Source organism: Streptomyces sp. NPDC015171 (genome assembly GCF_043079545.1).
GTDB lineage: Bacteria > Actinomycetota > Actinomycetes > Streptomycetales > Streptomycetaceae > Streptomyces.
This window is the reverse complement of the sequence record NZ_JBIBUO010000002.1, coordinates 542,883-568,428: the sequence shown is the minus strand read 5'-3', so window position 1 is coordinate 568,428 and position 25,546 is coordinate 542,883. Positions and strand designations below refer to the sequence as shown.

At 73.2% G+C, this 25,546-nt stretch carries 21 protein-coding genes; 8 read left to right on the top strand and 13 right to left on the bottom strand.

Translation table 11 applies throughout. The features are described 5' to 3' along the window. Positions 1-28: 28 nt before the first annotated feature. The 5 genes from ACF073_RS07015 (at position 29) to ACF073_RS06995 (ending at position 6,391) form a co-directional block, all read left to right on the top strand. Positions 29-1,276 (top strand): MFS transporter, encoded by a 1,248-nt coding sequence (locus ACF073_RS07015; protein WP_392067325.1) that lies wholly within the window; start codon positions 29-31, stop codon positions 1,274-1,276. A 402-nt stretch (positions 1,277-1,678) separates the two neighbouring features. Further along, positions 1,679-2,935 carry a transposase gene (locus tag ACF073_RS07010; protein WP_392067323.1) on the top strand — a complete coding sequence of 419 codons (1,257 nt, stop codon included), beginning with the start codon at positions 1,679-1,681 and terminating at the stop codon, positions 2,933-2,935. Further along, positions 2,932-3,621 carry a response regulator transcription factor gene (locus tag ACF073_RS07005; protein WP_392067322.1) on the top strand — a complete coding sequence of 230 codons (690 nt, stop codon included), beginning with the start codon at positions 2,932-2,934 and terminating at the stop codon, positions 3,619-3,621. Before ACF073_RS07010 ends, ACF073_RS07005 begins: the two co-directional genes overlap by 4 nt. 197 nt (positions 3,622-3,818) lie before the next feature. Beyond that, positions 3,819-5,183 (top strand): NtaA/DmoA family FMN-dependent monooxygenase, encoded by a 1,365-nt coding sequence (locus tag ACF073_RS07000; protein WP_392067321.1) that lies wholly within the window; start codon positions 3,819-3,821, stop codon positions 5,181-5,183. Next, positions 5,180-6,391, top strand: a complete 1,212-nt coding sequence (locus ACF073_RS06995) for an LLM class flavin-dependent oxidoreductase (RefSeq protein WP_392067320.1) — start codon at positions 5,180-5,182, stop codon at positions 6,389-6,391. The genes ACF073_RS07000 and ACF073_RS06995 overlap by 4 nt, the downstream gene beginning before the upstream one ends. A 42-nt stretch (positions 6,392-6,433) precedes the next feature. On the opposite strand, the gene ACF073_RS06990 is transcribed toward ACF073_RS06995, so the two are convergent. Then, a complete protein-coding gene (locus ACF073_RS06990; RefSeq protein WP_392067319.1) occupies positions 6,434-7,903 on the bottom strand; it encodes an MFS transporter in 1,470 nt (489 codons plus the stop codon). A 139-nt stretch (positions 7,904-8,042) separates the two neighbouring features. Here ACF073_RS06990 and ACF073_RS06985 point away from each other — a divergent pair, with 139 nt between their 5' ends. Next, positions 8,043-8,369, top strand: coding sequence for an ArsR/SmtB family transcription factor (locus ACF073_RS06985; RefSeq protein ID WP_392067318.1), 327 nt, complete (start codon positions 8,043-8,045; stop codon positions 8,367-8,369). Positions 8,370-8,500: 131 nt separating this feature from the next. Here the strand turns inward: ACF073_RS06985 and ACF073_RS06980 are convergent, their stop codons facing one another. From ACF073_RS06980 to ACF073_RS06945, 8 genes are all read right to left on the bottom strand, one after another. Next, positions 8,501-10,282, bottom strand: a complete 1,782-nt coding sequence (locus ACF073_RS06980; protein ID WP_392067714.1) for an SWIM zinc finger family protein — start codon at positions 10,280-10,282, stop codon at positions 8,501-8,503. A gap of 965 nt (positions 10,283-11,247) precedes the next feature. Beyond that, positions 11,248-14,103 carry an SNF2-related protein gene (locus ACF073_RS06975; RefSeq protein WP_392067317.1) on the bottom strand — a complete coding sequence of 952 codons (2,856 nt, stop codon included), beginning with the start codon at positions 14,101-14,103 and terminating at the stop codon, positions 11,248-11,250. Between the two features lie 130 nt (positions 14,104-14,233). Further along, positions 14,234-14,815 (bottom strand): sugar kinase, encoded by a 582-nt coding sequence (locus ACF073_RS06970; protein WP_392067316.1) that lies wholly within the window; start codon positions 14,813-14,815, stop codon positions 14,234-14,236. Next, a complete protein-coding gene (locus tag ACF073_RS06965; RefSeq protein WP_392067315.1) occupies positions 14,812-15,957 on the bottom strand; it encodes an ROK family glucokinase in 1,146 nt (381 codons plus the stop codon). The genes ACF073_RS06970 and ACF073_RS06965 overlap by 4 nt, the downstream gene beginning before the upstream one ends. Before the next feature lie 113 nt (positions 15,958-16,070). Next, positions 16,071-16,910, bottom strand: a complete 840-nt coding sequence (locus ACF073_RS06960) for an ATP-binding cassette domain-containing protein (protein WP_392067314.1) — start codon at positions 16,908-16,910, stop codon at positions 16,071-16,073. Beyond that, positions 16,907-18,034 (bottom strand): ABC transporter permease, encoded by a 1,128-nt coding sequence (locus ACF073_RS06955; protein WP_392067313.1) that lies wholly within the window; start codon positions 18,032-18,034, stop codon positions 16,907-16,909. Before ACF073_RS06955 ends, ACF073_RS06960 begins: the two co-directional genes overlap by 4 nt. Continuing rightward, positions 18,031-19,035, bottom strand: a complete 1,005-nt coding sequence (locus tag ACF073_RS06950) for a sugar ABC transporter substrate-binding protein (protein WP_392067312.1) — start codon at positions 19,033-19,035, stop codon at positions 18,031-18,033. Before ACF073_RS06950 ends, ACF073_RS06955 begins: the two co-directional genes overlap by 4 nt. A 200-nt stretch (positions 19,036-19,235) precedes the next feature. Then, entirely contained in the window at positions 19,236-19,973 is a 738-nt protein-coding gene (locus ACF073_RS06945; RefSeq protein WP_392067713.1) for a GntR family transcriptional regulator, read from the bottom strand. Positions 19,974-20,102: 129 nt separating this feature from the next. Here ACF073_RS06945 and ACF073_RS06940 point away from each other — a divergent pair, with 129 nt between their 5' ends. Beyond that, positions 20,103-21,119, top strand: coding sequence for a Gfo/Idh/MocA family oxidoreductase (locus tag ACF073_RS06940; RefSeq protein WP_392067311.1), 1,017 nt, complete (start codon positions 20,103-20,105; stop codon positions 21,117-21,119). Positions 21,120-21,385: 266 nt separating this feature from the next. Here ACF073_RS06940 and ACF073_RS06935 read toward each other — a convergent pair whose 3' ends face one another. Both ACF073_RS06935 and ACF073_RS06930 read right to left on the bottom strand, forming a co-directional pair. After that, positions 21,386-22,069, bottom strand: coding sequence for a response regulator (locus tag ACF073_RS06935; RefSeq protein ID WP_392067310.1), 684 nt, complete (start codon positions 22,067-22,069; stop codon positions 21,386-21,388). A 226-nt stretch (positions 22,070-22,295) separates the two neighbouring features. After that, on the bottom strand, positions 22,296-23,558 hold the full coding sequence (locus ACF073_RS06930) for a sensor histidine kinase (RefSeq protein WP_392067309.1): 1,263 nt from the start codon (positions 23,556-23,558) through the stop codon (positions 22,296-22,298). A gap of 200 nt (positions 23,559-23,758) precedes the next feature. On the opposite strand from ACF073_RS06930, the gene ACF073_RS06925 reads away from it, so the two are divergent. After that, positions 23,759-23,959 (top strand): hypothetical protein, encoded by a 201-nt coding sequence (locus tag ACF073_RS06925; RefSeq protein WP_392067308.1) that lies wholly within the window; start codon positions 23,759-23,761, stop codon positions 23,957-23,959. Positions 23,960-24,011: 52 nt separating this feature from the next. On the opposite strand, the gene ACF073_RS06920 is transcribed toward ACF073_RS06925, so the two are convergent. Both ACF073_RS06920 and ACF073_RS06915 read right to left on the bottom strand, forming a co-directional pair. Continuing rightward, on the bottom strand, positions 24,012-24,407 hold the full coding sequence (locus ACF073_RS06920; RefSeq protein ID WP_392067307.1) for a ribonuclease domain-containing protein: 396 nt from the start codon (positions 24,405-24,407) through the stop codon (positions 24,012-24,014). A 203-nt stretch (positions 24,408-24,610) separates the two neighbouring features. Then, positions 24,611-25,426 (bottom strand): AIM24 family protein, encoded by an 816-nt coding sequence (locus tag ACF073_RS06915; protein ID WP_392067306.1) that lies wholly within the window; start codon positions 25,424-25,426, stop codon positions 24,611-24,613. Positions 25,427-25,546: the final 120 nt, after the last annotated feature.

Genomic DNA, 25,546 nt, shown 5'->3' with positions numbered 1-25,546 from the left:
GCCCCACGAGATACGGAGTACCACCCCCATGAGCGCCTCACCCGATACGGCTGCCGCCGCCGGCGCGGATTCCGGCAGCGCGCCGCCGGCGCCGAAGGAGCCTGCGGAGCGCGGGCAGAAGCTGCCGCTGGCGGCGCTGCTCGCCCTGGCCACCGCCGTGTTCATCACCAGCCTCACCGAGACGCTGCCCGCCGGCCTGCTGCCCGAGATGAGCCACGACCTCCAGGCGAGCGAGTCCGCGACGGGGCAGACGGTCACCATCTACGCGATCGGCACCGCGCTCACCGCGATCCCGCTGACGGCGGCCACCGCGGGCTGGCGGCGCAAGCGGCTGCTGCTCACCGCGGTGGCGGGCTTCGCCGCGGCGAACACGGTCACGGCGGTGTCGTCCGTCTACGGCCTGACGATGGCGGCCCGGTTCGTCGCGGGCGTCGCCGCCGGTCTGGCCTGGGCCCTGCTCGCCGGCTACGCGCGCCGCATGGCGCCGCCCGCGCTGCAGGGCCGGGCGATCGCCATCGCGATGGCCGGCATCCCGGTGGCGCTCTCCCTCGGCGTGCCCGCCGGGACCTTCCTCGGCAAGTCCCTCGGCTGGCGGGCGGCGTTCCTGGCGATGACGGCGCTCACGGCGGTGCTCCTGGTGTGGATCGTCGCCGCCGTGCCCGACTATCCGGGCCAGCGGCGCGGTGAACGGCCGCGCATGCTGCGGGCGCTGGGAGTTCCGGGGGTGCGCCCGGTGCTCTTCGTCACGCTCGTCTTCGTACTGGCCCACACCGTCCTGTACGCCTACATCGCCTCGTTCCTCGACGGCCTGGGGATGGGCGACCGGACCGATCTGGTCCTGCTGGCCTTCGGTGTCACCTCGCTGGCCGGCATCTGGATCGTGGGCGCCCGGATCCAGCACCGGCTGCGCTCGCTGACCGTGGCCAGCACCCTGCTGGTGGCCGCCGCCGCCGCGCTGCTCACGGTGCTCTCCGACGGCGGCCCGCTGGTCTACCTCGCCGCCGCCGTATGGGGTCTGGGCTGGGGCGGGCTGCCCACGCTGCTGCAGACCGCCGTCGGCGACGCGGGCGGCGACCAGGCCGACGCGGCGCAGGCGATGCTCGTCACCCTGTGGAACGTGGCCATGGCCGGCGGCGGTGTGCTGGGCGGCGTCCTGCTCGACACGAGCGGCAGCGGCTCGTTCCCGTGGACCGTGCTGCTCCTCCTGCTGCCCGTGCTGGCCGTCGTGCTCGGCGCCCGCGCCCATGGCTTCCCGTCCCGGCGGCCCGGCGTGTAGCCCCGCCGTTCCGACGGCATGTCGGCCCGCGTTCGGCTGCTCGACCACGGTTCGCGGCACGCAATGTGATGTTCACATCGTGTTGACCGCATCCGGTGTTTTCCGCCGACCTGCTTCCCTCGGCCCCCGCGGCACCGCCGTCGGACCCCCCACATGCCGCGTGACCAGCGGAAAGGATTCTCCTGCCGCTGGTCACGGCACGGCGGCAACCGCTTCCCGCGCCCCTGGCCCCCACCGGGACATATCCCTCGCCTGCTCGCGTTCACGCAGGTCAGCGGCCGAAATGTCAAAGTGACCGATCGCTCGGTGAAATCGGCGAACAAGCCGGTAGTTTTGCCCCCGTACGACTGTCGGCACATCGAAACGATGCGGCGACACGACTGCGAGGGGGCGTAGTTAAACATGTCGTCAAGGGAAGTGCGCGTCGCAGCGGGTGAGCGCGAGCACATACACATGTTCATTGATGAAGTATTCAAGCCGCTGCACCGCGCGGAACAACGCCGTTGGGCGCGGGCATACTTGTGGGGTCTTCTCCACACACCCGGGAAGAAAACCCCGCGGCGTATGGCACAGGCCGGTTTAATGCCGGCGGGCGCGGCGCACGGTCTGCACCAGTTCATCAACAGCAGTCCGTGGAACTGGGAACAGGTGCGCTGCGCACTCGCCGGAACCATTGCGGCGAACCGGTCGGCCTACGCATGGACCTGTGCCGATCTCCTGATCCCGAAACAGGGTGAGCATTCGGTGGGCGTGCATCGCCGCCTGGACCAAGCGACCGGACGCACCGTCAACTGCCAGCGCGGTCTGGGGCTCTTCCTGGCGACGGGCACGGGCACGGGCACGCAGTGCTTTCCGGTCGACTGGAACCTGCTGCTCGACGGCGCGTGGGACTGGGACGACCTGCGCCGGCGCCGGGCGCGGATACCCGAGGCGGAGACCGGGCGCCCGGTGGGCGCCCACGTCCTCGACTTCGCCGCCGGCGGCGCCGGTCGCACGCTGTTCCCCGACGCGCCCTGGGCGCTCAATCTCACCCGGCGGTGCGACGACGCGAGCGGCGTCATGGCCGGACTCGCCCGCCGGGGGCTCGACTTCGTCTGCGAGGTCGATCCGGGGCAGATCGTACTGATCGGCCGCCCCTCCCCGAGGGTCATCACGGTCGGGGAGCTGATGGAGGAACCGCACGCCCGGCAGCCGCATGCGCTGAAGCGCCAGCCCGAGCACGGCGGCGCCAGGGCGACCCGGGTCAACGTGTACGGCGGACCCGTACGCCTGGCCCAGCGCGGGGCCGCCAAGGACGGCGTGTCCCGCAACTACCACGTCCTGGAACAGCCGTCGGGCGACGCCGGACAGCCCGCCCGCTACTGGGTCACCAGCCTGCTGAACAGGGGCGTCGAGGAGGTCCTGACACTGGCCCGGAGCCAGGCGACCGCCCGTGCGGCCGTCACCGCGCTGGGATCGGAGTTCGGAGTGCTCGACTTCGAGGGCCGCTCCTTCCCCGGCTGGCACCACCACATGACCATGGTCTCGGCCGCGTACGCCTACCAGCATCTGTACGGCGCTCCCGGTGCGCTCCCCGCGCCGGCCGTACCGCTGCCCGTGACCCACGCCGAAGCCGCCTACCGCTGGGCAGACGCCGGAGCGAAGGGCCTGGGCGCGTGAAGAAAGTGCTGGTCGTGGAGCCTGACTCCGCCGCGGCCGAGTCCACGGCGGGCGATCTGCGGCGCCAGGGCTACGCCGCCCACACCGTCGACCGCGGGGCCCGGATCCTGCGCACGTACCACGACGCCGATCTGGTGCTGCTCTCGCTGGACCTGCCCGACATCGACGGGCTCGAGGTGTGCCGCACCCTGCGCGCCGAGAGCGACATCCCGGTGATCGCCTCCACCCACCGCGACAACGAGCTGGAGCGGGTCCTCGCCCTCAAAGCGGGCGCGGACGACTGTGTGCTGAGGACGTGGAGTCCGCGCGAGATCGGGGCGCGGATCGAGGCGGTGCTGCGCCGCACCCGGCCGCAGTACGTCGGTGCGGACAGCATCTCGCTCCGGCCGCTGCACATAGACCCGCGGACGCGTGAGGTGCGCCTGCGCGATCGTGTCGTCGAAGTGACGGCCACGGAATTCGAGTTGCTCTACACCCTGGCCGCGCGGCCCGATTCCGTCGTCTCCCGCAAGGAGCTGATGGCCAAGGTATGGGGCAGCAATTGGGTGCGCACCAGCCGCACCATCGACACGCATGTGAGCAGTCTGCGGGCGAAACTCGGCTCCAGTCGGTGGATCATCACCGTGCGCGGCGTCGGCTATCGCATGGGACACGTCGGGCAGATGCCTGAGACATCCGTCGGCTGAGTCTTTTCGGCCCTCTTCAAGGGGTCCGGGCACGCGGTCCAGAAAGCGCTGCCCGGAGCCCGTCCGCGACCGTTTCAATGTTTCTTTTACATTCCTTGACTATTTCTAGGGAGAATCGCCTTGATGGGCCCCGCCGTTTTCCCGGGCTTCGCTTCCTTCCCTCCCGTCCCCTACGCCACGGAAGGGGTGAGCGGCATATGACCAAGCAGATCCATCTCGCCGCCCAGTTGCCGGCCATCCACAACGTCACCGTCTGGTCGGACCCGCGCTCCGGGAGCCAGATCGGCGTCGACTCCTTCGTGGAGCTGGCGCGGACGGCGGAGCGCGGCAGGTTCGACTTCTTCTTCCTCGCCGAGGGGCTGCGGGTGCGCGAGCACAAGGGCCGCTTCTACGAGCTGGACGTGGTGGGCCGCCCGGACAACCTGACGATGCTCAGCGCGGTGGCCGCCGCCACGACGCACCTCGGGGTCGCCGCCACCGTCAACGCCACCTTCAACGAGCCGTACGAGGTGGCGCGCAGGCTCGCCACCCTCGACCTGCTCAGCGGCGGCCGTGCCGCGTGGAACGTGGTGACCAGCTTCGACGCCTTCACCGGTGAGAACTTCCGGCGCGGCGGCTTCCTCGCCGAGGGCGACCGCTACACGCGCGCCGCCGAGTTCCTGGCCACGGCCCGTGAGCTGTGGGACAGCTGGGCCCGCGAGGACGTGACCGCCGACCCGGTGTCCGGCCGATTCGTGCGCCCCGGGGCCGGTGCGTTCGCCCACAAGGGCGAGCACTTCGACATCGCGGGACGGTTCACGACCCCGCGCAGCCCGCAGGGGCACCCCGTGATCATCCAGGCCGGGGAGTCCGAGGCGGGCCGCGAGTTCGCGGCGTCGGACGCCGAGGTCGTCTTCAGCAAGTACAACCGCCTGGACGAGGCACGCGCCTTCTACCGGGACGTCAAGGGCCGCCTCGCCCGCTACGGCCGCTCACCGGACGACCTGCGGATCCTGCCGACCGCCACCGTGGTCGTCGCCGACACCGACGCGGAGGCCGCGGCGTACGCCGACGAGGTCACCCGGGCCCAGGTGAGCCCGCAGACCGCGATCGCCCACCTGGAGGCCGTCTGGGGCCGCGACCTGTCCGGGTACGACCCGGACGGGCCGCTGCCCGACATCGACCCGGAACCCGAGTCGCTCGTCCTGAAGGGGCACTCGGTCTTCCGCACGGGGCGTGCCGAGACCGCCAGGCGCTGGCGTGCCCTCGCCGAGGAGAGCGGGCTGAGCATCCGGGAGCTGGTCATCGAGGTCGGCGGCGGGCAGACCTTCGTCGGCAGCCCGCGGACCGTCGCCGACGCCGTGGACCACTTCGTGCAGTCCGACGGCGCGGACGGCTTCGTTTTCGCCGCGCATCTGACGCCCGGCGGCCTGGACGACTTCGTGGACCGGGTGGTGCCGCTGCTGCAGGAGAAGGGCGTGCTGCGCCGGGACTACACGGGGACGACGCTGCGCGACCATCTGGGGCTGCCACCGCTGCCGCGCACCGAGCGCGCCTCCGGCACCGCGCGGGAGGCGTCGTGAGCGACCGTACGCTGCATCTCGCCGTCGCCCTCGTCGACGCCGGCTGGCATCCCGCGGCCTGGCGTGCCCCGGACGCCCGCCCGGACGCCCTGTTCACCCCCGGGTACTGGGCGGAGCTGGCCGCCGAGGCCGAGCGCGGCCTGATCGACTTCCTCACCTTCGAGGATTCCCTCGGCCCGCAGTCGGCCGTGCCGCACCGGCCCGACGACCGCACCGACCAGGTACGGGGCAGCATGGACGCGGTCCTGCTCGCGGCCCATCTCGCCCCGCTCACCACGCACATCGGCCTGGTCCCCACGGTCAACGTCACGCACACCGAGCCGTTCCACGTCTCCGTGGGCATCGCCACCCTCGACCACGCCGCCAAGGGCCGCGCGGGCTGGCGTCCGCAGATCGCCTCGCGCGCCGCCGACGCCGCCCACTTCGGCCGCCGTACGACCCCGCAGCTGACCGACGAGGACGCGCGCGAACCCGAGCTGATCGCCAAGCGGCTGCGCCCCCTGTTCGCCGAGGCCACCGAGGTGGTGGAGGTGACCCGGCGGCTGTGGGACAGCTGGGAGGACGACGCGGAGATACGGGACACGGCCACCGGCCGCTACATCGACGGCGGCAAACTGCACCACATCGACTTCGAGGGCGCGTACTTCAGCGTCAAGGGTCCCTCGATCACGCCCCGCTCGCCCCAGGGGCAGCCGGTGGTGGCGAGCCTCGCGCACGCCTCGACGCCGTACGAGTTCGCCGCGCGCGGCTGCGACGTCGTCTTCGTCACGCCGCGGGACCGCGCGGGCTCCGAACGGATCCTCGCGGAGGTCGACGCGGCCGTCGAGCGGGAGGGCAGGGACGAACGGGCCCGGCCGCTGCGCAGGTTCGCGGATCTCGTCGTCTTCCTGGACGACGAGCCCGGTGCCGCCGCGCGCCGCAAGGAGCACCTGGACGCCCTGGACGGCGCCGCACTCACCTCGGACACCGTGATCTTCACGGGCACTCCGGGCGAGCTGGCCGACCTGCTGCTCGACTGGCGCACCACCGGGCTCGACGGCTACCGGCTGCGCCCCGGCGCGCTGCCGCACGACCTCATCGCGATCACTCGGCGGCTGGTGCCCGAGCTGCGCCGGCGCGGCGCCTTCCGCGGCGCGTACGACACCGGGACCCTGCGTGCCCGGCTGGGCCTGCCGGCTCCGCGCAACCGGTACGCGGCGAAGGACTGACGGGCGGGGGTGACCGCCCGCCCGTCACGCCCTCCTCGGCGCTCAGCCGGCCGTGAGGACCTTATCCTCCACGGCCCCGGGGGCGGCCTGCGCCCGTTTGCGGGGCAGGGCGAGGGTGATGAGCAGGCCGATCACCATGCCGGCCGCGGTGAGCAGCACGACGAGGAACTCACCGTCGGCGGTGGCGCTCTTGAGGGCCTGGCCGGTCTTTCCGCCGGTGCCGGCATCGGCGATGGCGGTGAGGACGGCCAGGCCGATGGCGTTGCCGATGTTGAGCGTGGTGGAGGCCATGCCGTTGGCGATGCCCTGCTCGGCGGCGGCGATGCCGGTGGAGGCGGCGATCCACATGGCGGTCCAGACGATGCCCTGGCCCACGCCGGAGACGATCAGGCCGGGTACGGCCCTGGCGTAGCCGGCGTCCGCGTCGAAGCCCCAGGCGAGCAACGCGGTGCCCACGGCGCCGACGAGGAAGCCGGTGAGCAGCGTGGTGCGGGTGCCGAGCCGGGTGGTCATGCGCTCGCCCAGCTGGGTGCCGGCGGCGATGGCGACGGACGGCACGAGGAAGGCGAGTCCGGTCTCCAGCGCGCTGAAGCCGTGGACCGACTGCAGCAGCACGGTCAGGAAGTACGGCAGGGTGCCGAAGGTGGCCATGTAGAGGAAGGTGACCGTGATGCCCACGCCGAGGCTGCGGTTGCGGAACAGCCGGAACGGCATGAGCGGGTCCGCGCTGCGCGCCTCGATCACCGCGAAGGCGATCAGGAAGATGACCGAGGCGGCGAGGGAGCCGATCACCTCGGGCGCGGCCCAGCCGCTCTCCGGCCCCTCGACCAGCGCGAAGACGAGCAGGGTGGCTCCGGCGGTGACCGTCAGGGCGCCGGGCAGGTCGAACCGGCGGCCGGCCGTGCGCGGCGCGTCGCGCGGGATGACGGCCAGCGCGGCAAGGGCGACGAGACCGGCCAGCGGCACGTTGACGAAGAAGACCGCCGGCCAGCCGAAGCTCTCGGTGAGGATGCCGCCCAGCAGCGCGCCTACGGTCAGCCCGCTGGCGCCGGCTCCGCCCCACACGGCCAGTGCCCGGTTCCGCTTGGGCCCTTCCTCGAACAGCGTGTTGATCAGGGACAGCGTGGAGGGCAGCAGAAGAGCGCCGCCGAGGCCCTGCACGGCACGGGCCGCGATGATCACGGCCGGGCTGCCGGCCAGCCCGCCGGCCAGGGACGACAGGGCGTAGAGGGTGAGCGCGAGGACGAACATCCGGCGCCGCCCGAGCAGATCGGCCGCCCGGCCGCCCAGCAGCAGGCAGCCGCCGGCGAAGACCACGTAGGCGCTGACGACCAGTTGCTGGGTCTGGCCGGGGAAGCCGAGATCGTCACCGATGTCGGGCAGCGCGACGAAGACGATGTTCAGATCGAGCGAGAAGATCAGCTGCGCCAAAGCCAGCAGCGCCAGACTCCAGCCCAGACCTCGCCGAGGCGGGCCGGTGAGGCCCGAACGCGGCGCGGATGTAGTGGACATGAGAGGTCAGCCCCTTGAGGTCGTGGGCAGGGCAGCCCATCCGGTACGACTGTTCATCATCTTACGTACAGTCGTAGGGATCGCAACCGGGGAGACGCGATCCAGCGGAATTGTCTTACTATCGCGGTACAATCGAACGATGATCGCCCATCACCCCGATCGTGATCAGATCCGTATCGAGAACGTCCTCGCCGCGCTCGGGAACCCCATGCGCCTGGCCGTCGTGCGTGTCCTCGGTGACGAAGCCGAGCACACCTGCGGCAGCATCCTGGACGGGGTCTCGAAGTCCTCGATGACGCACCACTGGCGCGTCCTGCGCGACGCGGGCGTCATCTGGCAGCGCCCCTCGGGCCGGGAGAACCTGCTCTCCCTGCGCCGCGCCGATCTCGACCACCGCTACCCCGGTCTCCTGGACGCGATCCTCGTCGGCGCGCGCCACGAGTCCGGAGCGCCATGGCGCGACTGACGTGGCTGCGGGGCTGCGGGGCTGCGGGGCTGCGGGGCTGCGGGGCTGCGGGGCTGCGGGGCTGCGGGGCTGCGGGGTGCAACTGACGGAGCGACGGGGGGTACTGAGACGGGCGGTTTCCTGAGGGGTGCTCAGAGGCCGTCCGAGAGGCCGAGTCCGGTGAGCGCGCCGACCGGGTCGAGGTCCGGGGTGCCGCGGGGCCACCAGTCCTCCTGGCCGGGCTCCGACTCGTAGGCGTACCAGAGGTTGTCGCGACCGAGGCGGAGCTGGACGTGGGCGCTGGGGTGGGTGAGGCGGTTGCGCCAGGGGCGGAACGCCGGCAGGTCGGCGGCGAGCAGCAGCGGGCGGGCCCGGTCGAAACGGCCGGCCGGCGGATCCCACGGCTCCTCCAGGACGGCCAGCCCGGCAAGGCCGCCCTGCCGCCAGGCCGCGACGGCACGCGCGAGGTCGGCCGGGGTCCGTTCCGCGGCATCGGCCAGCGCGGCGTAGAGCGTGCGGGTGGCCGCGGTCAGGCCGGAACCGGGGCGGGCCGCGGCGAGCCGCACCGCGTCCTGCCACAGGGTCAGCTCGCCGACCGGATCGAGTCCGGTCCCGAGCAGGACGTGGGCGCGGGCGGCCGCGTCGGTCGCCAGCTGGTCCAGCGCGAAGGGGTCCGGGCCGCCGGGCACCGACGGATACGCCGGGGGCTGCTCCGGATGCGGCGGCACGGGCAACGGCCGCGGCAGCGGCGGGAGTCCGCGCGGGGCGAGGGCCTCGGTGGCCCGGACGCCGGGCAGACCGGCCGGCTGACGTTCCCGCGCGGCGCGGGCCGCACGGGCGGCACTGCGCCGGGACAGCGTCTCGAGCAGCTCCTTCTCGCCCCGGCCGCGCAGCAGAAGCAGCACGAACGGGTCGGCGTCGAGCAGACGGGCCGTCTGGTAGCAGAGGGCGGCGGCGTGTTTGCACGGGTGGCCGGAGTCGGGGCAGCTGCAGCGCGGGACGAGGTCGCCGGGACCGGGCAGCAAGGGGACACCGCAGTCGGCGAGGGAGGGGGGCAACTCCTTGTCGAGCAGCGCCGCGATGTGCCCCGGCCGGTCGGCCGCGGCGTCCAGGAACCGCTCCCAGTCCGTGTCCGCCAGCGTCCGCACCCGCACCTGTACGCGGTACGGCCGGGGCCGGCTGCCCCGTACGTACGCCAGCACCAGCCCCGGTGTCACGGTGATCGCGTCCACCTGCCCCTGCTCCGCGTAACCACGCCCCCGCACGAGGCGATTGGCGTCCAGCGCCCCCTGCTCCAGCGCGTCGACCCAGGCATTGCCCCACCAGGTCCCGGCGAACTCGCCCTTCACACCACCGGTCCCCCGAGCGGCGAACGCCGGAAAGGTACGCCGGAGTTCGCTGTCGCGGTGCGGGGTGGCCATGGTGGGGGGCACGTGGGGGGTGGAGGCCACCGAGGCTCGCGCGGCGGTGGTGGACGGAGTGGCCGGGACCCCGGGGGCGTGCACCGGCACCGCCCCGGGACCCTCCGTTGAGATCCCGGTCGCCATGGTCGCCGAGGCACCCGGCGCGGACACCGAGGAGTCGGAGACGGATGCCGAGGCAGCGGGGGCGCGTACCGAGGATCCGGATGCGGTGTCCGAGGAATCGGGGGCGGGCACCGCGGACTCGGTCGCGGGTACGGACGAATCGGAGGCCGGTGCCGAGGAGCCGGAGGCCGGTGCCGAGAGCCTGAGGGAAGGCGAAGCCGACGCAGGGGCGGGGGCGGGCTCCGGAGGGCCGGACGGGGGCGTCGGCGGCGGAGTGTGCGGCGGGGTCGGCTCGATGGGGGCGGCCGCGCTGTCGGCAGGCGCCTCCGGCTCGTCGGAGGTGTCCGTCCACGTGGAGGCGTCCGTCCACGTGGGCATGCGGAAGGCCGTCGCCAAGTAGTGCCGCATGTCCTGCGCGGCCTTGCCCCGGCCTGCCCGGCTCTCCTGCCCGGGGGCCGGCGAGGTGCGCGGCCCGGCGGGACCGGGACGGGCGGCGCCCCGCCGCTCGCGCCGAGGCTGCGCCGACTCCGCGCGCAGCGCCTCCCGCCGCGCGGCTCGGAGCGCCTCCCGGGCGACGTCGGCCGGCCGCCCACCCGGGGCACCGGTGCCGGAATCCGGGCCGGGCCCGACCCCGCCCGGCCCGGATTCCGGGTCGATGTGCGCCGACTCCGACGCAGGACCCTCGGCCTCCGCCGCCGGTCGTGCGGGCTCCGGCGCGGGCCCTTCGGCCTCGACCCCAGACTTCACGCCCTCCGGCACGGGACGCGCGGCCTCGGCCCCAGAGCCCACGGCCCCCGGCACAGCACGCGCGTTCCCCGGTCCGGAGCGTCCGCCCTCCGCCACCGCCTCCACGGGCACCACGGGCTCTACGGGCACCACGGGCTCTACGGGCACCACGGGCTCTACGGGCACCACGGGCTCTACGGGCTCTACGGGCTCTACGGGCTCTACGGGCTCTACGGGCTCTACGATCTCCGGCCCGGGACGGACAGCTTCCTGCGCCGGATGCCCGCCCTTCCCGGCATTGCGTACGGCCCCCTCCCGGACCTCCTCCGGTGCCGGTCCCCCGGCCTCGGCCGGCGGAACCTGACCGGCGGGCGTCGGTGGCGCGGGCTCGCCGCGGCGGTCGGCGAAGGCGGCTCTGAGTGCCGCTCGTGCCGCGTCGCCGGGCCTGGGAGCGGTGGTCCCGGCCGGGTCCGTCGCGTCGTCAGCGGTCGGCGCCGTCGGCGGTGCCGTGGCGGTGCCGGCCTCCGGGGTGGCACCCGCCGGCCGGTCTTCTGTCTCCCGTCCGTCCCGCTCGGCCTCGGCACGCTCGCGGGCCGCCCGCAGGGCCCGGCGGGCGGCGTCGCCGGGGCGGAGCGGTCCTGCGCCCGTCATGACGTCCTCCGCAGGGAGACGAGGTCGGACAGTTCACGGTCGGTCAGTTCGGTGAGCGCCGCCTCGCCGGAGCCGAGGATGGCGTCGGCCAGGGCCCGCTTGGCGGCGAGCATCTCGGCGATGCGGTCCTCCACCGTGCCCTCGGTGACCAGGCGGTGGACCTGGACGGGCTGGGTCTGGCCGATGCGGTAGGCGCGGTCGGTGGCCTGCTCCTCCACGGCCGGGTTCCACCAGCGGTCGAAGTGGACGACATGGCCGGCGCGGGTCAGGTTCAGACCGGTGCCCGCCGCTTTCAGGGACAGCACGAGGACCGGGGTCTCACCGCTCTGGAAGCGGTCCACCATGCGCTCGCGCTCCGGCACCGGCGTGCCGCCGTGCAGCAGCTCCACGGGGATCGCGCGGGCGGACAGATGGGCGGTGAGCAGGCGGGCCATGCCGACGTACTGGGTGAAGACGAGCGCTGAGCCGTCCTCGGCGAGCAGGGTGTCCAGCAACTCGTCCAGGAGGGCGAGTTTGCCGGAGCGGGCCGCGAGCCGGTCCGCGCGCGCCTCCTCCTTCAGATACAGCGCCGGGTGGTCGCAGATCTGCTTCAGGGCGCCGAGCAGCTTCAGGACCAGGCCCCGGCGGGCCATGCCCTCGGCGGTCTCGATGGCGAGCATGGACTCGCGCACCACCGCCTCGTACAGCGACGCCTGCTCGCGGGTGAGCGGCACCGGATGGTCCGTCTCGGTCTTGGGCGGCAGCTCGGGCACGATGCCGGGGTCGGACTTCTTGCGGCGCAGCAGGAAGGGCCGGACCAGCCGGGACAGGCGCTCCACGGCCTCGGCGTCCTCGCCGTTCTCCACCGCGCGGGCGTGCCGGGCCCGGAAGGTCTTGAGCGGGCCGAGCAGTCCGGGGGTGGTCCAGTCGAGCAGGGCCCACAGCTCGGAGAGGTTGTTCTCCACCGGGGTGCCGGTGAGTGCCACGCGCGCGGGTGCCGGAAGGGTGCGCAGCGCCTTGGCGGTGGCCGAGTAGGGGTTCTTCACGTGCTGGGCCTCGTCGGCGACGACCATGCCCCAGGGCTGTTCGGCGAGGCGGGCCGCGGCGGAGCGCATGGTGCCGTACGTGGTGAGGACGAAGCCGCCGTCGACGCCGTCCAGGGTGCGGCCCTGGCCGTGGAAGCGGCGGACGGGGACGCCGGGCGCGAACCGGGTGATCTCCCGCTGCCAGTTGCCGAGCAGGGAGGCCGGGCAGACGACGAGGGTCGGCTCGCCGCGGGATCGCTTCAGATGCAGGGCGATGAGGGTGACGGTCTTGCCGAGGCCCATGTCGTCGGCGAGGCAGCCGCCGAGGCCGAGCGAGGTCATCAGATCCAGCCAGGCCAGGCCGCGCAGCTGGTAGTCGCGGAGGGTGGCCCGCAGACCCGGGGGCGGGGTGGCGGGGCGCAGGCCCGCGGTGAGCCGGTCGCGGAGGGCGGCCAGCGCGCCGACGGGGACGGCCTCGACGGTCTCGCCGTCCACCTCGGCGCTGCCGGTGAGGGCGACGGACAGCGCGTCGACCGGGTCGAGCAGGCCCAGTTCGCGCTTGCGGGCCTTGCGGACCAGCGCGGGGTCGACCAGCACCCAGCGGTCCCTGAGCCGCACCACCGGGCGGTGGGCCTCGGCGAGGGCGTCCATCTCGGCCTCGCTGAGCGGATCTCCGCCCAGGGCCAGCTGCCAGCGGAACCGGAGCAGGTCCTCGCTCTCGAAGAAGCCCGTACCGTCGGTCGCCGAGCCGGGCGCCCCGTGGACCACCGCGGTGGCGGTCAGATCGCGGGCGAGGTCCCGGGGCCAGTGCACCGCGACGCCGGCGGCGGCCAGCCGGCTCGCGGCCACGCCGAGCAGCTCGCCCAGCTCCTCCTCGGACAGGGCGAGGACGTCGGGTACGTCCTGTTCGGCGAGGCGGTCGAGGGGCGGCCACACCCGGGCAGCGCGCCGGACGGCGAGGGCGGCGTCCACACGCGCGCGGGGTCCGAACTCCGGGTCGGCCTCCCCCGCCCACAGGGCCGCCGCGTCGGCCACGAGGGTGGGGTCGGCGAGGCTGTGCACCTGTACGACGGCCGCTCCGGCGGCGCGGGCGCCCTCGTGGGCGCCGGCGTCGAAGACGTCGGACGCCGACAGGTCGAGGCGGAGCGAGATCCGGACGCCCGCGTCCATCCCGGCGGCGACCTCGGCCGCCCACTCGTGGGCCCCGGGCAGGGCCTGGGGCTCGCGGGCGGCGAAGGGGCGGCCGGTCACGCGGGGGGCGGCGGGGGTGCGGGGCAGGGTGTCGGCGACCGCGTCCAGGAAGGAGCGGACCAGGGCCTCCGGCTCGGGCAGCAGGAGCGCGCCCGGCCCGGGAAGGGGCACGGCATGGCCCTCGGGGGGCAGGGCGGCCGCGATCTCCCGCAGGTGGGCGATGTCGTCGGGCTCCAGCGGGCCCGCCCGCCAGGCATCGTGGCCGGCCGGGGTCAGGCCCGGCAGCAGCCGGCCGCGGGCGACGAGCCGCAGCGCGTGCAGGGCGGCGGCGCCCCAGCAGGCCGTGGCCGGATGGGCGGCCGGGTCGCGGCGGGCGCGGACCAGCAGCGGCAGGGCCTCGGCGACGGACAGGGTCAGCGCGGGAACCTGGCGGCGGCGCACCCCTGCACCGTGGCGGCGGACGACCGTCAGCTCCTGCGCGGTGCCCCCGGCCGGTGCGGGCAGCGGGTCGCCGTCGGGGTCCCAGAAGGCGAGGCGGCCTTCGCGTGGCAGCGGCGCGGGCAGATAGACGGACGCAAGACGCACCGGCACCGGGCGCCCGGCCCCGGTCCCCCCGGAATCCTCCGCGCGCTCGGCCATCGCCGCCGTACCGCTCATACGTCCTGCCACCTCCCGCCCCTGTCTCGGATCAGATGTCTCCGACTCTACGGGCGGGGTCTGACAATCGGCTCCGAGGCCCGGTCGGGGCCCGGTGCAGGGGACCGCCCGGGCGGGAGACCGCTCCGGTTCAGGGGACCGTGCGGGAGACCACGAACACCATCGACTGCTCGGGGTCGGACAGGTTGACGACCACGTCCTGGGTGGGCGCCGGGTTCTTCTGCGAGTGGGTCAGGCCCCACCACGGGCCCTGGCCGGTGAAGGTCCAGCCGCTGACCTTCTGGTCGCGCTCGCCGATCGCGATGTCGTCCTTCTCCAGCTTGTCCCGGCGCACGCCCATGCCTTCGAGGAAGCTGTCCAGTCCTGCCGGGTTGGTGCGGAACTGCACGTAGAGACGGCTGGTCTTCCAGTTGTTCGTCTCGTAGTAGGCGATGTCGTCGGCGGGGTGCGGGACGGCCACCTGGTAGAGGCGGCGCTGCACCTTCGACGGCCAGCCCGCGGTGAGGCCGGTCGCCGAGTACTTCGCCTCCTTGTCCTTGCCGCTGTTGCGGCTCTGGTTGGCGGAGATGACCAGGTAGCCGGCCGGGACGCCGATGAGCAGGCCGATGATCAGCAGGGTGATCGCCCGGCGCTTGGCCTTGTGCCGAGGGTCCTCGGCGGGCCGCCGCCGTTCGTCGGGCGGGCCGCCCTGATGGGGCAGCGACGACGTCATGCGCTGTCCTGGTCGCGGCGTGCCTGGGCGTAGCGCTCGTAGCGCTCGTACCGCTCCACCCGGCGGCGCTTGGCCCGGCGGAACCGGCGGGCGACCAGCCGGGCCAGGTCGGCGGCGCCCACCATGCCCGCCTCGGGGCCGAGCTGGGCGCGGGTGATGCGGGCCTCGGGGCGGTAGCCGCGGCCGGTGAGGTGGCGTTTGAAGGCGTCCCGCGCCGGCCCGATGAGCAGGTCGTCGGCGGCCGAGACACCGCCGCCGATCACGAAGCACGACGGGTCGAGGGCGGCGGCGAGGTTGGCGATGCCGACGCCGAGCCACTGTCCGATGTCCTGGAGCAGCTCCACGCACATCGCGTCGCCCTCACGGGCCAGCTCGGTGATCATCGGGCCGCTGATCTCGTCGATGTTGCCCTTGACGTGCTCGATGATCCCGTAGGCCACCGGGGAGTCCGCCGCGGCCAGTTCCTTGGCCTCGCGGACCAGCGCGTTGCCGGAGCTGTACTGCTCCCAGCAGCCGCGGTTGCCGCACGGGCAGCGGTGGCCGCCGGGCACGACCTGCATATGGCCGAACTCGCCGGCGACGCCGAACTTGCCGCGCTTGACCTGGCCGTCCTCCAGGATGGCGCCGCCGATGCCGGTGCCGAGGGTGATCATGACGAGGTGGTCCTCGCCGCGCCCCGCGCCGAAGCGCCACTCCGCCCAGGCCGCGGTGTTGGCGTCGTTGTCCACCAGGACCGGCACCGAGAGCCGGCTGGCGAGGCGGTCGCGCAGGGGTTCGTTGCGCCAGGACAGGTGGGGGGCGAACAGGACGCGGTTGCGGTCCGCGTCGACCCAGCCGGCGGCGCCGATGCCGACGGCGTGCACGTCGTGCCGGTCGGACAGGTCCAGGACCAGCTCGGCGATGGTGTCCTCGACGACCTTCGGGCTCTTGGACTTGTCCGGGGTCTCCGTGCGGAGCTTCTCCAGGATGTTTCCGTCCGCGTCCACCACGCCCGCCATGACCTTGGTGCCGCCGATGTCGATGCCGACCGTCGGCACCCGGGGTGCGGTCAGATGGGACCGGCGTTCCCTGGTGCCGACCGTCCGGAGCACGGGGGCTCGGCGGGAGCCGATGGGGGCGGTGAGGTCGCGATAGGTGCTCATCGGGCTCGATTCTGCCTCACCGTGGGGGCAGGTGCTGTGCGGGGCGTGGGCGGGGAGCGCGCGCGGGGCCGGGTGCGGCGGCGTGCTGTGCGGGACGCGCTTCCCCGCGCCCGTCAGCTCCGGCGCAGCTCGTGGCGCAGGGCCTCCAGATCGGACCCGCCGGCCATCTGCCGGGTCAGTTCGTCCAGGCTGATCTCGTCCCGTGTGTGATGGCCCACCATCGTGCCGCGCCTGAGCAGCACGAAACGGTCGCCCACCAGATACGCGTGATGCGGGTTGTGGGTGATCAAGACGACGCCCAGGCCCTCGTCCCGTGCCGCGGCCACATATTTGAGCACCACACCGGACTGCTTCACCCCGAGGGCCGCCGTCGGCTCGTCCAGGATCAGGACCTTCGCGCCGAAGTGCACCGCGCGGGCGATCGCCACGCACTGGCGTTCGCCGCCGGAGAGGGTGCCGATGGGCTGGTCGACGTCGCGCAGGTCGATGCCCATGCGCAGCAGTGCCTCGCGGGTGGTGCGGCGCATCAGGCCGGTGTCCAGGCGCTTGAAGGGGCCGACGCCGGTGCGGGGCTCCGAGCCGAGGAAGAAGTTGCGCCAGACCGGCATCAGCGGGACGACGGCCAGGTCCTGGTAGACGGTGGCGATGCCCCGGTCCAGGGCCTCGCGCGGGGAGGCGAGACGGGTCTCCTCGCCCTCGATGCGCAGGGTGCCCGTGTCGTGCCGGTGCAGGCCCGCGATCGTCTTGATCAGCGTGGACTTGCCCGCGCCGTTGTCGCCGAGGACGCAGGTGATCTCGCCCGCGTGGACCTCCAGCGAGACACCTTCCAGGGCGCGGACATTGCCGTAGCGCTTGCCCACGCCGGACAGCTCCACCAGGGCCGTACGCGTCTCGGTCGCGGGCTCGGTCGCGGCCGTGGTCTCGGTCTCGGCCGTGGTCTCGGTCTCGGTCATTTCACGGCCTCCGCGCGCTTGCGGACCCAGGTGTTGAGCAGGGTCGCGAGGAGCAGCATCGCTCCCAGGAAGAACTTGAACCAGTCCGGGTTCCACTCGGCGAAGACGATGCCCTTGCTGGTCATGCCGAACAGGAGCGCGCCCACGGCCGAGCCGACCGCGCTGCCGTAGCCGCCGGTGATCAGGCAGCCGCCGATGACGGCCGCGATGATGTAGATCAGCTCGTTGCCGACGCCTTCGCCGGACTGGACGGCGTCGAACGAGAAGAGCAGGTGCTGGCCGGAGATCCAGGCGCCGAACGCGACGCCCATGTAGAGGCCGATCTTGGTCCTGGCCACGGGCACGCCGACCGCGCGGGCCGCGTCCTCGTTGCCGCCGACGGCGAAGATCCAGTTGCCCGTGCGGGTGCGCAGCAGGATCCAGGAGGCGAGGGCGACCAGGCCGAGCCACCACAGGATGGTGACCTTGACGTCGACACCGCCGAGGCTGAGCGTCGAGGCGAAGACGGCGTGGGCGCTCGGGAAGCCCTCCATGTCGCCGATGGTCTTGGTGGAGACCGTGCCGTCGATCAGCTTGGTGAAGCCGAGGTTCATGCCGGTCAGCATCAGGAAGGTGCCCAGCGTGACGATGAAGCTGGGCAGCTTGGTGCGGGTGAGCATGAAGCCGTTGAAGGCGCCGACGGCCAGGGTGACCAGGAGCGAGACGCCGACGCCGACCCAGGTGTTGGCCGTCATCTGGTAGCTGAACATCGACGAGATCAGCGCGGACGAGGTCACCAGGACGCCCGCCGACAGGTCGAACTCGCCGCCGATCATCAGCAGGGCCACGGGGACGGCCATGATGCCGATGGTCGACGAGGCGTACAGCACCGTGCTGAGGCTTGAGGTGTGCAGGAAGCCGTCGGCGGCGACGGCGAACACGACGAAGACGGCCAGGGCGCCGACGACCGAGCCCAGTTCCGGGCGGCCGAGCAGCTTCCGCAGCGGCGAGGTCCGCAGAATCCTTTCGTCGGCCGTCTGGTCGTCGGTCTTCCGGCCGTCGGTCGTCTGGTCGTCGGTCTTCCGGCCGTCGGTCGTCTGGTCGTCGGTCTTCCGGCCGTCGGCCTGTTCCGCTGCGGCGGTCATCGGGTGCCCCGATCCGTGTACTCCGCCAGCTCGGCCGCCTGGTCCTTGGTGATGATCTGCGGTCCGGTCAGGACCGGCTTGCCGCCGCCGAGGACATCGCCGTTGTACTTGTACAGCCACAGCAGGTCGACGGCCTGGTAGCCCTGGAGGTACGGCTGCTGGTCCACGGCGAAGCCGAGGGTGCCGGCCTTCAGCTCCGCGGCGACCTTGGCGTTGAGGTCGAAGGTGTCGATCTCGGCCTTGCTGCCCGCGTCCGTCTTCGCCTTCACGGCGGTGTCCGCGTAGGGGGCGCCGAGGGTGACGACGGAGTCGATGGACTTGTCGGCCTGGAGCTTGGCCTCGATCGCGGACTGCACGTCGGGCATGTTGGTGCCGTTGACGTAGAGCTTGCGCAGGCTGCCGCGGAAGGTCTTGGCGACGCCGTCGCAGCGCTGCTCGTGGCCGATGTTGCCCTGCTCGTGCAGGACGCACAGCGCCTTCTTGCGGCCGCGCTCGTTCAGCTCGTCGCCGACGGCCTCGCCCGCGATGGTCTCGTCCTGGCCGATGTGGGTCAGGGCGCCGAAGGCCTTGGACTCGGCGGACCCGGAGTTCACCGTGATCACCGGGATGCCGGCCTTCTCCGCGCGGGCCAGAGCGGCCTTCATCGCGTCCGGCTTCGCGAGGGTGACGATGATGGCGTCGACCTTCTTGTCGACGGCCGCGTCCACCAGCTGCGCCTGCTGCTGGGCCTCGTCGTCGTGCGAGTACAGGAAGTTGATGTTGTCCTTGACCGCGGCCTGCTTGGCGCCGCTCTGCACGATGTCCCAGAAGGTGTCGCCGTCTCCCGAGTGGGTGATCATCGCGAAGGTCCAGCGCGGGGTGTTCACCGCCGCTCTCCCCTGGGCCGCCGCGGCCTTGCGGGCGTCCTCCGCCCGCTTGCCTCCGGTGCTGCTGCATGCCGCCAAGGACACGGAGAGTGCCCCCGCCAGCGCTATGCCTACCCAGGTCCGAAACCGTGCCACGAGGCCGTGCCCTTCTTGCTGTGCTCTTGCTCTGCTCCGACGTGCGTAAGGGGCGGGCGACCTCACCGTCGGTGTGTCCCGGCGGCGACCTCACCTGCCCCAAACACTTCAGTATCGAACACAGCGCACGCGCCTGGCACGACAGGGGACCGCAGATCCGTCCTATTGTCCGGACATTGCGACGAACGCGCGGGGTGCGATCACGGCCGCACGAGCAGCTGGAACTCGAAGGAGTAGCGGCTCGGCCGGTAGGTGTGGTCGCCGAACTCGACCGCGCGACCGGTGTCGTCGAAGGTGGTGCGCTGCATGGTGAGCAGCGGCGCTCCCTCGGTCTCGGTGAGCCGCTCGGCCTCGGCGGCCGTGGCGCCGCGGGCACCGATGGACTGGCGGGCGCTGTGCAGGGTGATCCCGGCGGCCCGCATCAGCCGGTACAGGCCGGTGGCCTCCAGCTGGCCGGTGTCGAGGTCGAGCAGGCCCGGCGGCAGATGGTTGATCAGGTAGGCCATCGGTTCGCCGTGCGCGAGGCGCAGCCGCTCGACGCGGTGGACGTCTCCGCCCTCGGTGACACCGAGCGCGGCGGCGACCGCGGCGGAGGCCGGCACGACCGTGTTGACCAGCACCTTGGTCGCGGGCCGCTGACCGGCCGCCTCCAGGTCGTCGTAGAGACTGCTCAGCTCCAGCGGGCGCTTGACCTGGCTGTGCACCACCTGCGTGCCCACGCCCCGGCGCCGGACGAGGAGCCCCTTGTCGACGAGGGACTGGATGGCCTGGCGGACGGTCGGCCGGGACAGGCCGAGCCGCGCGGCGAGCTCGATCTCGTTGCCCAGCAGACTGCCCGGGGTGAGGGTGCCCTGCTCGATGGCGGCCTCCAGCTGCTGGGAGAGCTGGAAGTACAGCGGCACCGGGGAGCTACGGTCCACACGGAGTTCGAGCGACACGGTCGGGTCCACATCTGGTTTCGGCACGGCCCGAGCGTAGCCCGGTGCCTTGTTGACGGGAAGTCGTGTAGTCCGATTGTCCGGACATACGCATTGACAGCGTACGGTGTCTGACCTCACTTTGTTTCCATGCGCATCGGGGTCATCGGGACAGGCCGGATCGGCACCCTTCACGCGAGGACGCTCAGCCGTCATCGCGAGGTCGGATCCCTGATCCTGACGGACGCGGACCCGGCGCGGGCGCAGGCGCTGGCGCACCGCCTCGGCGAGACGGTGGCGCCGGGCGTGGACGAGATCTTCCGGTGGGGCGTGGACGCGGTGGTGATCACCACCGGGACGGAGGCCCACGCCGAACTCATCGGCCGGGCGGCCCGTTCGGCTCTGCCGGTCTTCTGCGAGAAGCCGATCGCGCTGGACCTGCCGGGCACACTGCAGGCGCTCGCCGAGGTGGCCGCCGCCGGGACGGTTTTGCAGATGGGCTTCCAGCGGCGCTTCGACGCGGGCTACGCCGGCGCCCGCGAGGCCGTCCGCGCGGGCCGGCTCGGCCGGCTGCACACCGTACGGGCCATGACCTGCGACCAGGCTCCGCCGCCCGCCGAGTGGCTGGCGCTGTCCGGCGGGCTCTTCCGGGACACGCTGATCCACGACTTCGACGTGCTGCGCTGGGTGACCGGCCGGGAGGTGGCCGACGTGTACGCCACCGGCTCTGACACCGGTCCCGCCGTGTTCCGCGAGGCCGGGGACGTCGATACGGGCGCCGCGCTGCTCACGCTGGACGACGGCACGCTGGCCACGGCGACGGCGACCCGGTTGAACGGCGCCGGCTACGACGTCCGCATGGAGCTGGCCGGGGAGCGCGACACGGTGGTCGTGGGCCTGGACGACCGGACACCCCTCGCGTCCACCGAGCCGACCGGACCGCCCCCGGCGGACAAGCCGTGGGCGGGGTTCCTCGACCGGTTCGGGCCCGCCTACGAGGCCGAGCTGAACGCCTTCGTGCAGGTCGTACGGGGTGAGCGGGCCAACCCGTGCGACGGCCGGGAGGCGCTGCAGGCACTGCGGATCGCCGAGGCGTGCGAGCGCTCCCGCCGGGAGCACCGCCCCGTACCGCTCACGGAGATCCCGGACCAGGAGCAGCCCGCGTAGGGCCGAGGGCCGGCGCGTGCCGCGCCGCGCACCCGCCGCGCCCGCCGCCACGGCCCCGGCCGCCCGCCGCGGCAGCGGACCCCACCGCTCGCCGACCCCGCTACCAGCCCACCCGGAGCGTGCGTACACCGCTCATCGGCAGGCCCGGCAGGCGCTCGCCCGGGTCGCCGTCCAAGGCGAGACCGGGGACCGCCGTCGCGCTGGGCGGGCGGCGGGGGCCGATCGGCACGTGCTCGCCCTGTCCGATGCCGTCGCCCGGTGGCCGTCTACCGCTCTTCGTCGCCGTCCTCCAGCAGGCCCGCGTCGTAGGCGAGCAGGGCGATCTGGACCCGGTTGTCGAGGCCGAGCTTGGCGAGGACGCGCGAGACGTGGGCCTTGACGGTGGCCACGCTGATGAAGAGTTCGGCGGCGATGGCGGCGTTGGCGAGTCCGCGTCCGACGGCGACGGCGACCTCGCGTTCACGGTCGTTGAGGGCGGCGAGCCGTTCGCGCGCGCGGGTCTGCCGGGCGTCGGCGGCGGTACCGGCCGCGTGCCGCATCAGCTGCCGGGTGACGGCGGGCGACAGGACCGGGTCGCCGCCCGCGACGCGGCGCACGGCGTCGACGATCTCGGCGGGCGGGGTGTCCTTCAGCACGAATCCGGCGGCGCCCGCGCGCAGGGCGTGCAGCACCTGCTCGTCGGCGTGGAAGGTGGTGAGCACCACGACCTGCGGTGCGTCCGGCCGCGCGCGCAGCCGCCGGGTCGCGGTGATGCCGTCGACCGACGGCATCCGGATGTCCATCAGGACGACGTCCGGCCGGGTCCGCCGCACCAGGTCCTCGGCCTGCGCGCCGTCGGCGGCCTCACCGACGATCTCGATGTCCGCGGCTCCGCCGATCATGAGCGCCAGACCGGCTCGTACGAGCGGGTCGTCGTCGACGAGGAGGAGTCTGATCGGCGTCGCAGTCATGGGGCTACGAAATCACGGGCGGGGCGCGGGTACGGAGCGAACGGCCAGGAGCGGGCGGCACGCGCGCGCGGGCGCGACGCGGCCGGGGAGCGTGCGGGTCGCGCGGCTCCCCCGCCGGGGCCGGGCACGCGCGCGTGGGCGGGTACGCGGCCATCCCTCGCCCGCGCGCGGGCGCCGGGCCGCCGGTCGTCGGCATGTGCACGCGCGCGTGGCGCGGCGGTGTCGCTCAGGACGCCGGCCACGGCAGCCACCCGCGCACCTCGAACCCCCCGTCGGCCCGGGGGCCGTGCTCCAGGCGTCCGCCCGCCAGCGTGGCCCGTTCGGTGAGGCCGATCAGGCCCTGGCCGGAGCCGGGGACGGGCGGGACGTCGGCGGGTGGTGCGGGGTTGCTGACACCGACCGTCAGGCCCTCGCCCGGAGTGCCGGCGAGGCGGACCGTGACCTCGGTGCCGGGGGCGTGCTTGCGGGCGTTGGTCAGGGCCTCCTGGGCGATGCGGTACGCGGTGCGGCCGACCGAGGCGGGTACGGCGGCCGGGTCGGCCACGCGATGGTCGAGGGTGACCTTCATACCGGCCTCGCGGCACTCGTCGACCAGGGCGTCCACCGCCGCCAGCGTCGGCTGGGGCCGCCCGCCGGACGGTTCCTCGGCCTCGCCGGCCCGCAGGACACCGATGATCTCCCGCAGATCCTGCAACGCCTCGTGGGCGCTCTCCCGGATCACCCCGGCGGCCCGCGCGATCTCCTCGCGGGGCGCGTCCGGCCGGAACTCCAGGGCGCCCGCGTGCACGCTGAGCAGGGTGAGCCGGTGGGCCAGCACATCGTGCATCTCGCGGGCGATCGCCTCGCGGGCCAGGCGCTGCGCCTGCTCGGCACGGAGCCGGGCCTCGGTCTCCGCCCGGTGCGCCCGGTCCCTGAGGCTCAGCATCAGCATCCGCTTGGAGCGGACGAACATGCCCCAGCCGGTGATCGACACCGTGAGCAGCAGGGTGAACGCGACGATCCCGGCGTAGGGCAGGTCGGGGTCGGGCCGCACCCAGTAGTAGAGCGGGACCAGCGCGAGGTCGATACCGGTGATCCAGGCCACGTACCGGAAGGGCCGGTGCACGGCGAGCGTGAACAGGGCGACCATCACCGCGCCGCCCGCGCTGTCGGACAGCAGGCCGACGGGGATCATGGCGACGGCCAGCCCGACCGGCCACCTGCGGCGCAGCCAGACAGCGGCGCAGGAGAGGGCGCCCAGCACCTGGTCGAGTACCGCGAGGGGGTGCGGCAGGCCGGCTTCCTCGGACAGGGACTGCGCCGCCGCGATGCCGAGGCCGACGGCCAGGAAGAAGCAGGCGAAGTCGACGACCCAGTCGCGCGCGGTGCGCCGGGGCCGCCGGCCGGCCGTCCCGGCGTCCGGGTCCAGTTCGTGGATCAGGGCGGAGGGGAACAGCCACCGGCGGACCGAGAACTCCTTCGGCGCCCGCGCCCGCACGTCATTGCTCACGGTCGACAAATCTACGCAGGGTTCGCGCCCCGCCGCCGCTCCGCGCCCGGTATCGCCGACCGATCGCCCGGGATCACCGACCAAAGTCGCACCGCCGGGTACTTTCGGCGCCGGCCGCCGGTGCGAGGGCAGACTTCGGGCGCCACGTACGCGCCCCGCGGCCGATGTGTGGGGGTCGGCCGCGGGGCGAGACTGTGACCGTGAAGCAGTCACTGGAGTTTCTTGGATTCATCGCCCTGGTGCAGGGCGCGCTGGGCCTGGTGCACGAGTTCACCGACTGGCACATCGGCCTCGTGCAGCGGCTCGGCTTCCTCGACGGCTACGGGGTCTACGCGAGCGTCGCGCTCGTGGTGCTCGCGTTCGCCATGTTCGCCGTCGCGGAGAGCCGGGGATCCGGCTGAGCGCCGGCCGGACCCCCGGCCTGACGCACCGTCCCCTCGGCACCGGCCGGGTTCAGCAGCCGTAGTCGACCAGGTCGAACGTGGCGTAGTGGTCGGCGGTGTAGTAGTCCTCCTGGTTCTCCTGGCCCGTGACGATGCGGCGCGCACCGCGGGTGGAGGAGCCGGGGGTCTTCACCGTGTACTCGTGGTAGTAGCTGCTCGACTGCTTGGGCAGGACGCCTTCCCGGTTCTGGAAGACGATCCCGTCCTGGGAGTACGGGAAGGGGCCGCCCTGTTCGATCAGCCGCAGGGTGTCGTGGGCCTGCGACGGCAGGTCGCCGTAGCAGACGCTGCCGACCGAGGCGGCGGCCGCGTCCGCCGTCGTGGCGGTGACGGTGCCGCCCACCAGGAGGGCGGACAGGAGGGCGGCCGCGGCGCCGATGCGTGAAGCGCGTGGGGGGAATCTCATGCCCCCCATGATGACGCGCGTAGACGTTGGCATGTCAACGACAAAGTTGAAGAATTTCCTATCAAGCCCGATGAGTTTTCAGGGAGTTAACCTGAGACCCGGCTTCCTCACGAGGCGGGGTCGGCCTTTTCCGGGGGCGGGGTCCGTCGCCTTGGTCCAGACCCCGCCGGCACCCGGGAGCGCATCGGCCGCCGGCCGCCGCCTCAGCCGGCGTGGGTGGAGAACAGGCCGCCGGTCGGACCCTGCTTGTCGCCGCCCTGCGCCTTCTTCAGGGCGTTGGCGAGGCCCTCGATGGTGAGGGACTGGAGGATCACCCGGCCGTTGCCCTCCAGGGTGGCCAGGGACAGGCCCTCGCCGCCGAAGACGGCGTTCATGATCCCCTGGCGGTTGAGGCCGCCGACGCGCTGGACGCCGTACTGGATGCCCTCCTCGAAGGCGACCACACAGCCGGTGTCGACCTCGATGCGGCCGCCGAAGTCCGCCGGGTTCAGGTCGATGAAGTTGCCCGCGCCCGCGATGATCACCGTGCCGTACCCGGTGAACTTCTCCAGGACGAAGCCCTCGCCGCCGCTCATGCCCGTACGGCCGCCCTGGAAGGCGATGCCGAACTCGACGCTGGACTCGGCGGCCACGAAGGCGTCCTTCTCGGCGAACCACGCGCGCGTGCCGTCCAGCTCCAGGGCGCGCATCTCACCGGGGAGCACGCCGGCGAAGCCGACCGTGCCCTCGCCGCCCTGCGCGCTGAAGTACTGGAAGGCCAGCGATTCGCCGGCGAGGGCGCGCTGGCCGACCTGCATGGCGGTGCCCATGGCCTGGCGCAGCAGGCCGCCCATGCCGCCGCCCGAGCCGCCCTGCTGCTGCCCGCCGCCGCCCGAGGGGCCGGACAACCGGGTCTCCATCGTCACGTTCGCCGTCTTGAACAGGAACTTCCCGGCCTCGCAGTAGACGGTCTGGCCGGGGTTCAGGTTGACGACAGCCATCTGCATGGCGTTGCCGACGATCTCTTGCTGAAGTGTCACGTGGGAGACAACGCGGGAGGGGGACGGAAGAGTTCCGCACCCGTGGCACGCGGGTGGGACACGGAGCGGGACGAGCGGCGCGCGGGGCGTAGTGAGTGGCGCGCGGGGCGCCCCGGTGCT

Coding starts and splice junctions, on each gene's coding strand:
- ACF073_RS06990 (WP_392067319.1), bottom strand. CDS start 7,903: ATGTCCACTACATCCGCGCCGCGTTCGGGCCTCACCGGCCCGCCTCGG.
- ACF073_RS06955 (WP_392067313.1), bottom strand. CDS start 18,034: ATGACCGCCGCAGCGGAACAGGCCGACGGCCGGAAGACCGACGACCAG.
- ACF073_RS06940 (WP_392067311.1), top strand. CDS start 20,103: ATGCGCATCGGGGTCATCGGGACAGGCCGGATCGGCACCCTTCACGCG.
- ACF073_RS07000 (WP_392067321.1), top strand. CDS start 3,819: ATGACCAAGCAGATCCATCTCGCCGCCCAGTTGCCGGCCATCCACAAC.
- ACF073_RS06980 (WP_392067714.1), bottom strand. CDS start 10,282: ATGCGGCACTACTTGGCGACGGCCTTCCGCATGCCCACGTGGACGGAC.
- ACF073_RS06965 (WP_392067315.1), bottom strand. CDS start 15,957: ATGAGCACCTATCGCGACCTCACCGCCCCCATCGGCTCCCGCCGAGCC.
- ACF073_RS07010 (WP_392067323.1), top strand. CDS start 1,679: ATGTCGTCAAGGGAAGTGCGCGTCGCAGCGGGTGAGCGCGAGCACATA.
- ACF073_RS07015 (WP_392067325.1), top strand. CDS start 29: ATGAGCGCCTCACCCGATACGGCTGCCGCCGCCGGCGCGGATTCCGGC.
- ACF073_RS06920 (WP_392067307.1), bottom strand. CDS start 24,407: ATGAGATTCCCCCCACGCGCTTCACGCATCGGCGCCGCGGCCGCCCTC.
- ACF073_RS06970 (WP_392067316.1), bottom strand. CDS start 14,815: ATGACGTCGTCGCTGCCCCATCAGGGCGGCCCGCCCGACGAACGGCGG.
- ACF073_RS06975 (WP_392067317.1), bottom strand. CDS start 14,103: ATGAGCGGTACGGCGGCGATGGCCGAGCGCGCGGAGGATTCCGGGGGG.
- ACF073_RS06935 (WP_392067310.1), bottom strand. CDS start 22,069: ATGACTGCGACGCCGATCAGACTCCTCCTCGTCGACGACGACCCGCTC.
- ACF073_RS06960 (WP_392067314.1), bottom strand. CDS start 16,910: ATGACCGAGACCGAGACCACGGCCGAGACCGAGACCACGGCCGCGACC.
- ACF073_RS06985 (WP_392067318.1), top strand. CDS start 8,043: ATGATCGCCCATCACCCCGATCGTGATCAGATCCGTATCGAGAACGTC.